The 6322-nt window shown below is 70.1% G+C and carries 7 protein-coding genes; 5 read left to right on the top strand and 2 right to left on the bottom strand.

What is annotated here, in order from left to right; translation table 11 throughout:
* Positions 1–170 precede the first annotated feature (170 nt).
* Positions 171–1079, top strand: a complete 909-nt coding sequence (locus D588_RS0115045; protein ID WP_017916574.1) for a LysR family transcriptional regulator — start codon at positions 171–173, stop codon at positions 1077–1079.
* Between the two features lie 54 nt (positions 1080–1133).
* On the opposite strand, the gene D588_RS0115040 is transcribed toward D588_RS0115045, so the two are convergent.
* Together D588_RS0115040 and bioA are read right to left on the bottom strand one after the other, a co-directional pair.
* Entirely contained in the window at positions 1134–1865 is a 732-nt protein-coding gene (locus D588_RS0115040) for a 16S rRNA (uracil(1498)-N(3))-methyltransferase (protein WP_017916573.1), read from the bottom strand.
* Positions 1856–3247 (bottom strand): adenosylmethionine--8-amino-7-oxononanoate transaminase, encoded by a 1392-nt coding sequence (gene bioA, locus D588_RS0115035; protein ID WP_026143747.1) that lies wholly within the window; start codon positions 3245–3247, stop codon positions 1856–1858. Before bioA ends, D588_RS0115040 begins: the two co-directional genes overlap by 10 nt.
* A gap of 74 nt (positions 3248–3321) precedes the next feature.
* Between bioA and nudE the strand changes: the two genes are divergently transcribed.
* From nudE to D588_RS0115015, 4 genes are all read left to right on the top strand, one after another.
* Positions 3322–3876 (top strand): ADP compounds hydrolase NudE, encoded by a 555-nt coding sequence (gene nudE / locus D588_RS0115030; RefSeq protein WP_026143746.1) that lies wholly within the window; start codon positions 3322–3324, stop codon positions 3874–3876.
* On the top strand, positions 3873–4673 hold the full coding sequence (gene cysQ, locus D588_RS0115025; RefSeq protein ID WP_017912917.1) for a 3'(2'),5'-bisphosphate nucleotidase CysQ: 801 nt from the start codon (positions 3873–3875) through the stop codon (positions 4671–4673). The genes nudE and cysQ overlap by 4 nt, the downstream gene beginning before the upstream one ends.
* A gap of 129 nt (positions 4674–4802) precedes the next feature.
* Positions 4803–5579 (top strand): nucleoside triphosphate pyrophosphohydrolase, encoded by a 777-nt coding sequence (gene mazG, locus D588_RS0115020; RefSeq protein ID WP_017916570.1) that lies wholly within the window; start codon positions 4803–4805, stop codon positions 5577–5579.
* The gene (locus tag D588_RS0115015) at positions 5576–5899 is read left to right on the top strand and encodes a YnfA family protein (protein ID WP_017916569.1); all 324 of its coding nucleotides are present in this window, start codon (positions 5576–5578) and stop codon (positions 5897–5899) included. Before mazG ends, D588_RS0115015 begins: the two co-directional genes overlap by 4 nt.
* Positions 5900–6322: the final 423 nt, after the last annotated feature.

The following is a 6322-nucleotide window of genomic DNA, read 5'->3' as shown; positions in this document are numbered from 1 at the left end:
CTCCCGAATTCCACTGAACAACGTGGTGGGTTTACACAACTAGATCAGCCAGCTACAGCACCGCCTGTGCATCGCGAATCGCGGCAGAGGCTTCGCAGCGACGGGCGATTGTCGATTTCTAAGGCGGGGCGGCGCGGTAAGATCCAGAAATTGGTTCTCTGGTCGCGACAATGCGTGGTGCCAACTTGAATGGCGTGGAGGTCTTCGTGGCCGCGGCGGAGACCGGCAGCTTCGCCGCCGCCGCCGGGCGGCTGCATCTGACTCGCTCGGCGGTCGCCAAGACCATCGCGCGGATCGAGGCGCGCCTGAATGTACGGCTGTTCCAGCGCACCACGCGCAGCCAGGCGCTCACCGAGGACGGGCAGATCTACTATGAGCGCTGCGTGCGCGCGCTTGAGGAATTGCGTGCTGCCGAAGCGGTGCTGGAGTCCGGCCGTCGTGAGGCGGCCGGGCGCCTGCGGGTGTCGGCGCCGGTGCTGTTCGGGCGCCATTGCGTGGCGCCGATCCTGATCCGGCTGGCGGCGCAGCACCCCCTGCTCGAACTCGACCTTTCCTTCTCCGACCAGCGGGTGGATCTGATCGAGGATGGCTTCGATCTGGCCATCCGCAACGGCGAGATCGGCAACAGCGCCGGGTTGACGGCGCGCGCGATCGGTTTGCAGCGCATGATCGTGTGCGCCGCGCCCAGCTATCTCGCCGAGCATGGTCGGCCGCAGACGCTGGATGCGCTGCTGCGGCATCGCGCCATCACCTACGGTCGCGGCGGACGCATCCGAGCATGGCAGTTCCCGCTCGGCGACGGCACGCTGCGCGAGCTCACGCCGCCCAGCCGCGTGCGCCTGGACGACCTGGAGGCGATCAGCGATGCCGCCGAGGCCGGGCACGGCCTGGCCTGGTTGCCGTGCTGGCTGATCCGCGAGCGGGTCCGCGATGGGCGGTTGGTGCCGCTACTGGCGGACATGCCACGCCTGGCGTTCGGTACCCACGTACTGTGGCTGGCCACACCGCATCTGCCGCTGCGTCTGCGTCTGGCCATCGATGCGATCGCCACCGCGCTGCCTGGATACGCCGAACTCTGAACGCGCACGCCGGTGTCGCATCGCCTTCGGCATGCCCCGCGCACCGCGCTGAACTCACACGTCGCCGTAGTGCGCCTGCAGCGCCGCGATCGCGGCCAGGCCGGCGGTTTCGGTGCGCAGGATGCGCGGCCCCAGGCGCAGGCCGACGAAGCCGGCCGCCTCCAGCGTGGCGCGGTCGCGCGGCGACCAGCCGCCTTCCGGGCCGATCGCGATCGTCACCGCAGCGCCGCCGATGGCCAGCGACCGCAGGCGCTGTTCGCCCTGCGGATCCAGGATCAACCGGCAGGGGCTGTCCGCCGCGGCGCGCGCCGCATCGGCCAGCGCCAGCGGCACGCTCAACTGCGGCACGCGCGCGCGGCCGGACTGTTCGCAGGCCGCGATCACCACGCTGCGCCAGTGCGCCACGCGCTTGTCCACCCGCGCCGCATCCAGCTTCACTTCGGTGCGCTCGGCCCACACCGGCACGATCGCGGCGACGCCGAGTTCGGTGGCCTTCTGCAGGATCAGGTCCATCTTCTCGCCGCGCGCCACGCCCTGCAGCAGGGTGATCGCCAGCGGCGACTCGTTGTCGACCGGCTGCGCCGCGCCGATGCGCACGCTGGCGTTGCGCTTGCCGGCCTGCAGCAGTTCGGCGGGGTAATCGCGGCCGTCGCCGTTGAACAGCACGCAAGGATCGCCCTCGCGCAGCCGCAGCACGCGCAGCAGGTGGTTGGCGACGTCTTCCGGCAGGCTCAACTCTGCGCCGGCGTGCAGCGGCAGCTCCACATGGCAGCGGGTCAGGCGCATGCCACCGCCTCGTCGATCGCCGCCAGCGTGGTCTCGGCCAGCAGCGTCAACTGCTCGGCGTCCACGCAGTACGGCGGCATCCAGTACAGCACGTCGCCCAGCGGGCGCAGCACCACCCCGCGTTGCAGCGCGGCACGGTAGGCGTGCAGGCCGACGCGTGCGGACGCAGGGAAGGGCGTGCGCTTGTCGCCGTTGCGGGTGAGTTCGAACGCCACCACCATGCCGGCCTGGCGCACGTCGGCCACGTGCGGATGCTCGGCGAACGGCGCCGACAGCGCGCGCATGGTCTCGGCGGTGCTGCGGTTACGCGCGATCACGTCGTCCTCCTGCAGGATCCGCAGCGACGCCAGCGCCGCGGCGCAGGCCAGCGGGTTGCCGGTGTAGCTGTGCGAATGCAGGAAGGCGCGTTCGCGGCTGTCGTCGAGGAAAGCGTCGTACAGATGCTGGGTGGCCAGCACCGCCGACAGCGGCAGGAAGCCGCCGGTCAGGCCTTTGGACAGGCACAGCAGGTCCGGCATCACCCCGGCCTGCTCGCAGGCGAACAGGGTGCCGGTGCGGCCGAAGCCGGTGGCGATCTCGTCGGCGATCAGGAAGGCGCCGTTGGCGTCGCACAGTTCGCGCGCCCGCCGCAGATAGGCCGGATCGTGCATGCGCATGCCGCCGGCGCACTGCAGGCGCGGTTCCAGGATCACCGCGCAGATCTCGCCGGGATGGCGGTCGAACAGGTCGGCCAACGCATCGGCGGCGGCATCGGCGCGTTCGCGCGCGCTCTGCCCCGGTTCTGCCTGGTACGCGTCGGGCGAGGGCGCGAACAGCGCCTCGGCCAGCAGGGGCGCGTACACCCGCCGGTACAGCGGGATGTCGCCGACCGCCAGTGCGCCGATGGTCTCGCCGTGATAGCCGTTCTCCAGCGCGACGAAGCGGGTGCGCCCCGGCTCGCCGCGGTTCTGGAAATAATGAAAAGCCATCTTCAGCGCCACTTCCACGCCGGCCGAGCCGTTGTCGGCATAGAACACCTTGGCCAGCGGCGCGCGCCCTTCCTGGCGCGGCGCCAGCGCCAGCAACTGCTCGGCCAGCAGCACCGCCGGTTCGTGGCTGAAGCCGGCCAGCATCACCTGCTCCAGCTGGGAGGCCTGGCCGGCGATGGCCGCGGCGATGCGCGGCTCGCCGTGGCCGAACAGGTTGGTCCACCAACTGCTCACCGCATCCAGGTAGCGGCGGCCGCTGTGGTCGATCAGCCAGGCGCCTTCGCCACGGGCGATCGGGACCAGGGGCAGGGTGTCGGGGTGCTCGCGCATCTGCGTGCACGGATGCCAGAGCACGGCCAGATCACGCGTGCGCCACGCCTCGGCCATCTGTGCTGCGGTCAGGTCTGATAGCATTTCGCGCTCATGAACAGGTTCTTCGCTCCGCGCATTCTATCGATCGACGCCGTCCGGCGCCGCAGGGTGCCGGCGTGACCCGTCGATTGCCGGTCATCCATGCCGTGCGCGAGCGCAGCGAATCGGCCGCCGAGCGCCGGGTCGAGGAGCTGGACCTGGAGTTCAGCAACGGCGAGCGCCGCGTGTTCCACCGGCTGAAGGCGCCGGGTCATGGCGCGGTGGTGGTGGTGCCGATGCTGGATGCGCAGACCGTGCTGCTGGTGCGCGAATACGCCGCCGGCGTGCATCGCTACGAACTGGGGCTGGTCAAGGGCCGCATCGACGCCGGCGAGACCCCGCTGCAGGCAGCCGACCGCGAACTCAAGGAAGAGGCCGGCTACGGCGCGCGGCAGTTGCGCGTGCTGCGCGCGATGACCCTGGCGCCGACCTACATGAGCCACCAGTCGTGGCTGGTGCTTGCACAAGATCTCTATCCCGAACGACTGACCGGCGACGAGCCGGAGGAATTGGAAGTGGTGCCCTGGAAACTGGCTGAACTGGATCAACTGATGTTGCGTGAAGATTTTTCCGAGGGGCGTTCGCTGGCGGCGCTGTTCATCGCCCGCGAGTGGCTGGGTCGCGCCGAATGATCCGTCTCACCAGTGATTTGCGCGAAACCGTGATCGCCATCGCCATCGATGCCGCCGCGGCCATCATGTCCGTCTATGCCACCGGCTTCGAGGTGGAGCACAAGGCCGATACCAGTCCGTTGACCCAGGCCGACCTGGCCGCGCACCAGATCATCGTCGAAGGCCTGGAGCGGCTGACCCCGGACCTGCCGGTGCTGTCCGAGGAATCGGCGCAGATTCCGTGGGAGGTGCGCGAGCACTGGACCACCTATTGGCTGGTCGACCCGCTCGACGGCACCCGCGAGTTCGTCAAGCGCAACGGCGAATTCAGCGTCAACATCGCGCTGATCCACCAGGGCGCGCCGGTGTTCGGCGTGGTCCAGGCGCCGGTCGATGGCCGCGTCTGGCATGCGGTGCGTGGCGAGCAGGCATACCGCCGCGAGGGCTTCCGCGACACCGCGTTGAACACCCGGCGGCCGGCCACGGCGCCGCTGCGGGTGGCGGCGAGCCGCTCGCACCGCGACGCGCGTACCGACGCGCTGTTGCAGCGCATGGGCGAGATCGAACTGGTCGCGCAGGGTTCGTCGCTGAAGTTCTGCCGCATCGCCGATGGCGACCTGGACGTGTATCCGCGCTTCGGCCCGACCTCCGAATGGGACACCGCCGCCGGGCAGTGCGTGCTGCAGGCCGCTGGCGGCGCGCTGCTGGCCGCCGCGACCGGCAAGCCGTTCCGCTACAACCGCCGCGAATCGCTGCTCAACGGCGACTTCGTGGCGCTGGGCGATGCGGCGCTGCCCTGGCGCGACTGGCTGGGCTGAGCCGCGCAGCGAGCACGCGCCGCGCGGCGCGCGCTCTGCCACACTAGGCGGCAGGCGGCAGCGGTGCCGTCGCACCGGAACCCGCCCGTGACTTCAGCCCGCTACGACCTTCCTGCCCTGCTCGACATCATGGCGCGCCTGCGCGATCCCGCGCAGGGCTGCCCCTGGGACCTGGAGCAGGACTTCGCCAGCATCGCCGCGTACACGATCGAAGAGGCCTACGAAGTGGCCGACGCGATCGACCGCCAGGACCTGGCCGGGCTGAAGGACGAACTCGGCGATCTGCTGCTGCAGGTGGTGTTCCATGCGCAGATGGCGCGCGAGCAGGGCGCGTTCGGCTTCGACGACGTGGTCGCGGCGATCTGCGACAAGATGGTGCGCCGCCACCCGCACGTGTTCGGCGACAGTCAGGTGGCCGATGCCGAACAGCAGACGCTGAAGTGGGAAGAGATCAAACGCGCCGAGCGCGCCGCCGCCGGCGAGCGCGACGGCTCGGCACTGGCCGGCATCGCCCGCGGCCTGCCGGAATGGCAGCGCGCGCTGAAGCTGCAGTCGCGTGCGGCGCGGGTCGGCTTCGACTGGCCCGGCCCCGCGCCGGTGCTGGACAAGGTGCAGGAAGAACTGGAGGAAGTGCGCGCGGAACTGGCGCATGGCGCCGCAGTCGATCCGGCACGCCTGCAGGACGAGATCGGCGACCTGCTGTTCGTCTGCGCCAACCTGGCGCGGCATGCCAAGGTCGACGTCGGTGCGGCGCTGCGCCACGCCAACCTCAAGTTCGAGCGTCGCTTCCGCACGATGGAACGGCTGGCGCAGCAGGACGGCGGCGCGCTCGACGGTCTGTCGCTGGCGCAGCAGGAGGCGTACTGGCAGCGCGCCAAGGACGAAGAACGCGCCGCGGCCGGATGAAGACCCTGCTGCTGTTCGTGCTGACCGCCGTCGCGGAAATCGTCGGCTGCTACCTGCCTTATCTGTGGCTGCGCGAACAGCGCAGCGCCTGGCTGCTGTTGCCGGCCGCGGGCAGCCTGGCGGCCTTCGTCTGGCTGCTGACCCTGCATCCTGCCGCCAGCGGCCGCGTCTATGCCGCCTACGGCGGCGTCTATGTCGCGGTCGCCTTGCTGTGGCTGTGGACGGTGCAGGGCATGCGCCCCACGCGCTGGGACCTGCTCGGCGCCGGCCTGTGCCTGGCCGGCATGGCGGTGATCATGTTCGCGCCGCGGCAGGGCTGAGGCCGCTCCCACAGGCGCTTGCGGCGAATGCGGTGGGTGCACGGTGGGAGGGACTTCAGTCCCGACGCATTGGCTCATCGGAAAGCACGCCACGTTGCGCGTTGTGGCCGCATGACAGTTGACCTCCGCAGGACACGTCACGGCGCGATGGGCGGTGCCCTGTGGTCGCGATACACGTCATCGTCGCATCGCGGCAGGGCTGAGGCCGCTCCCACAGGCGCTTGCGGCGAATGCGGTGGGTGCACGGTGGGAGGGACTTCAGTCCCGACCCATTGGATCATCGGAAAGCACGCCAGGTTGCGCGTCGTGGCCGCATGACAGTTGACCTCCGCAGGACACGTCACGGCGCGATGGGCGGTGCCTTGTGGTCGCGATACACGTCATTATCGCACCGCGGCACGACGGAGGCCGCTCCCACAGGCA

Origin of the sequence: Xanthomonas sp. SHU 308, from assembly GCF_000364645.1 — a bacterium.
Classification (GTDB): Bacteria; Pseudomonadota; Gammaproteobacteria; order Xanthomonadales; family Xanthomonadaceae; genus Xanthomonas_A; species Xanthomonas_A sontii.
Note: the sequence above shows the minus strand (reverse complement) of the source record. Positions and strands in the feature narration are given on the sequence as shown.

Bases quoted from the DNA above. Each gene is read 5' to 3' on its own strand.
- D588_RS0115045 (WP_017916574.1), top strand. From the start codon at position 171: ATGCGTGGTGCCAACTTGAATGGCGTGGAGGTCTTCGTGGCCGCGGCG.
- D588_RS0115040 (WP_017916573.1), bottom strand. From the start codon at position 1,865: ATGCGCCTGACCCGCTGCCATGTGGAGCTGCCGCTGCACGCCGGCGCA.
- cysQ (WP_017912917.1), top strand. From the start codon at position 3,873: ATGATCCGTCTCACCAGTGATTTGCGCGAAACCGTGATCGCCATCGCC.
- mazG (WP_017916570.1), top strand. From the start codon at position 4,803: ATGGCGCGCCTGCGCGATCCCGCGCAGGGCTGCCCCTGGGACCTGGAG.
- D588_RS0115015 (WP_017916569.1), top strand. From the start codon at position 5,576: ATGAAGACCCTGCTGCTGTTCGTGCTGACCGCCGTCGCGGAAATCGTC.
- bioA (WP_026143747.1), bottom strand. From the start codon at position 3,247: ATGCTATCAGACCTGACCGCAGCACAGATGGCCGAGGCGTGGCGCACG.